Genomic DNA, 3,087 nt, shown 5'->3' with positions numbered 1-3,087 from the left:
ACTGAAACAGCATGCCGGTCTCGGCGCGCCGCCGGCAAAGCAGGTCGTCCTTGACCTCGTAGAGCTTGTCGTCCCTAAGGTCGTAGCCGACGAACTGACTGTCGACGAGCAGGATGCCGGCGCTGAGCTTCTCGAGATGGTTGATGCAGCGCAGGAATGTGCTCTTGCCGGAACCCGAAGGGCCGATGATGCAGGCGACCGATCCGACGGGTACGTCGAGATCGACACCCTTGAGAACCTCGAGCGGACCATAGGATTTGCGCACGCCGCGCGCGAAAACCATGGAGTCGGCTGGGACGCCGAAGCGGGCGCGATTTTCGTCCTTCACGTCGCTCATCGGGAAATGCCACGCAGGCTGATGATGTTGCGCAGGAAGCGCATCGTCACGGCATCGCGGCGCGTATCGCTGCGACCGAAATGTCGCTCGAGGAAATGCTGTCCCACCGACATGATGCTGACTACCGCGAGATACCAGAAGGCGACCACGATCAGAAGCGGGATCGTCTCGAAGGTGCGCGCATAGATGCTCTGCGCCGAATAGAACAGGTCGTCGACGGCGATGAATGTCACCAGCGACGTCATCTTCAGGAGGTTAATGGCCTCATTGCCGGTTGGCGGCAGTACGAAGCGCATCGCCTGCGGCAGCGTGATGCGCTTCAGGATCATGCGGTACGGCATGCCAAGCGCGCTCGCCGCCTCAGCCTGGCCCGACGGCACCGACTTGATGCCGGCCCGGATGATCTCGGCCATGTAGCCCGCCTCGCACAGGGAAAGGGCGACGACGGCAGAGAAGAACGGAGTCATGAAATCATTGGTGCGCACGGAAAACAGCGTGCCGACAAAGGGGATGGTCAACGAGACTTCGCGCACCAGCAGCGACAGGTTGAACCAGAAGATCAGCTGTATCAGGGCCGGTACGCCACGGAAAAACCAGACGTACAGACCCGCGAAGGCACGCAGCACCGGGCTTGGCGACACGCGCATGATGGCGATGACCGTGCCGACAACGATCGCCAATATCATGATCACCGCGGTGAGCATCAAGGTGTTGCCAAGGCCGCGCATGACAGAGGGATGCAGGAGGTAACTCACCACCGTAGGCCAGGCAAAGGCAGGGTTGCTGGCGAAGGCCCGGATGATCAGGAATGCCACCAGCAGGGCCAGCGCCGTGCCGACCCAGATGCCGTAGCGGCGCTGCGGCATGACGGTCAGGCGCGAAACCGCCTCGGCGACGCCCGGCTCGATGCGTATCTCGTTTGGGTGGGCCGCGCCCATCGCTGCTTCTCCTGGTCTTGATCCGGAAGCGGCGCCCGGCACGAGACCGGACGCCGACAACCGCTATCGCATCAGCCCCAAATGATTTCGGAAAGCATGATCAAAGTTTTAGAACAAAGTGCGTCCGACTGGACAAAACTTTGTCAGTCGGCGCGCAACGCCTCCATGCTGCCGACGAAATAGGGCTCCTTGATCGCGTAGGCGCCCATGCCGTATTTGTCGAGAATAGCCTTGTAGGTGCCGTTCTTGAACAGCTCGGAGAGTGCGCCCACCATCATATCGGCGGTCTCCTTGTCGTCCTTGGCGATCGCCATGCCGAGCGGCGCGACTTCATAGAGGGTCGGCAGCACCACGAGCTGGCCCTTGCTGGTGACCTCGAAATAGCTCGAGGCGGTCGCATCGTCCATGCGGGCGTCGACGCGGTCGGACAGCACCGCCTGGACGATATCCGTCGACGAGTTGAAGACCGATTTTTCGATGGCTGCCTGGCCCTTGCCGGTGCAATCCGTGCTCAGCTTGTCGACCAGGAAATCCGATGCGCTGCCTGCCGAAACGCCGATCCGCTTGCCGCAGAGCGGGGTGTCGCCGCTGAAACTCGCCTTCTTGTCCGGCGACGTCGAAACAGCCAGGCCGGCCTTCAGGAACATGACGAAATCGACCTGCTTGAGCCGCTCCGGCGTGGCGGAGAAAGTCTCCCAAGCGACCTTGAAACGGCCGGCCGCCAGGCCCGGTATCATCGAGGGGAAAGGTGTGCGCGCCACGTCCAGCTTGGCGCCGACCAGCTTGGCCACCTCACCGGCCAGTTCTATGATAATCCCGGTCTGTTTGCCGTCGGCGTCGAGATACTCGAAAGGCGCATAGTCCAGCGTGTTGGCGACGGTCAGCATGCCGGTCTGCTGAACCTCGGCCGATTTCGTCACCTTGGCGGCGCCTGAAGGTCCGCTCCAGACTATGGCAAGTGCGGCCAGCGCCAAACCTGCCATCTGTAAATGTGCTCTCATTTTCGTTCCCCTTTTTTGATTACAACGTTTCCTGCAGTCTGCTCTCCAATCAGGGCCTCGCGTCCTCATCGCCGCAGCCAAGCATTGATCCGTCTATGTACCGGCTGCTTCCGCAGCCTTTTTCTTGCGGTAATGGTAGTTCTTGTCGATGCGCTCCATCAGATAGTCGCCGTAGAGCACCGGCTCATATTTCGGCTGGCTACCGGCCGGCACGCAGACCGGCAGCGCCTCGATCGTTTCATCCATGGACGGGTCGAAGAAGAAGGGCTGGGAATAGCGCTCGCGCCCCGACCGGTTGATGACGCGATGCGGCGTCGAGACGAACTGGTCGTTCGACCAGCGCGCCAGGATGTCGCCGACATTCATCACGAAGGAGTCCGGGACCGGAGGCGCGGGAACCCATTCGCCCGCCTTGTTCTTGACTTCCAGGCCGCCGACATTGTCCTGCGCCAGCAGTGTAATGAAGCCGTAATCGGTGTGAGGGGCCGAACCGAATAGCCCCTCCTCATGCGGCTGCGTCGGGTAGTGCAGCAACCGCAGGAAGGTTGTCGGCTGATCGAAATAACGGTCGAGACTGTCGGTCGGAAGTCCAAGCGAAAGAGCGATGGCGCCGACCATTTTGCGGGCCAGTGTGCTCATCTCATCGACATAGCGTTCAATCGTTGGCCTGAAGCCAGCAAGCGTTGCCTCGTCCGGCCACTGGTTGGGACCCTGCAGCGGCTTGTCGGCCAATGTCCTGGGGTCGTCGGCCTCGACCTCGTGCATGAAGAAGATCGATTCGCTCTGGTTCGGCTTGCTTACTGTCGCCACC

General features: G+C 61.3%; 4 protein-coding genes. All 4 read right to left on the bottom strand.

Annotated elements, in window-relative coordinates; translation table 11 throughout:
- Positions 1 to 337: ATP-binding cassette domain-containing protein (locus EN879_RS29920; protein WP_164774669.1), on the bottom strand; the 337-nt coding region annotated here is incomplete at its 3' end.
- Positions 334 to 1,275: an amino acid ABC transporter permease gene (locus tag EN879_RS29915; RefSeq protein WP_013530366.1), complete on the bottom strand. Its 942-nt coding sequence runs from the start codon at positions 1,273 to 1,275 to the stop codon at positions 334 to 336. The genes EN879_RS29920 and EN879_RS29915, both read right to left, overlap by 4 nt.
- Before the next feature lie 143 nt (positions 1,276 to 1,418).
- Entirely contained in the window at positions 1,419 to 2,276 is an 858-nt protein-coding gene (locus EN879_RS29910; protein WP_063170135.1) for an ABC transporter substrate-binding protein, read from the bottom strand.
- Positions 2,277 to 2,369: 93 nt separating this feature from the next.
- Positions 2,370 to 3,087, bottom strand: a 718-nt coding sequence (locus EN879_RS29905; protein ID WP_164774668.1) for a 2OG-Fe(II) oxygenase family protein, incomplete at its 5' end; no start/stop codon positions are given.

This window comes from Mesorhizobium sp. M7A.F.Ca.AU.002.02.1.1 (assembly GCF_003998535.1).
Lineage (GTDB): Bacteria > Pseudomonadota > Alphaproteobacteria > Rhizobiales > Rhizobiaceae > Mesorhizobium > Mesorhizobium ciceri.
Note: the sequence above shows the minus strand (reverse complement) of the source record. Positions and strands in the feature narration are given on the sequence as shown.

Excerpts from the sequence above, each read along its gene's own strand:
- EN879_RS29910 (WP_063170135.1), bottom strand. The coding sequence starts at position 2,276 with ATGAGAGCACATTTACAGATGGCAGGTTTGGCGCTGGCCGCACTTGCC.
- EN879_RS29915 (WP_013530366.1), bottom strand. The coding sequence starts at position 1,275 with ATGGGCGCGGCCCACCCAAACGAGATACGCATCGAGCCGGGCGTCGCC.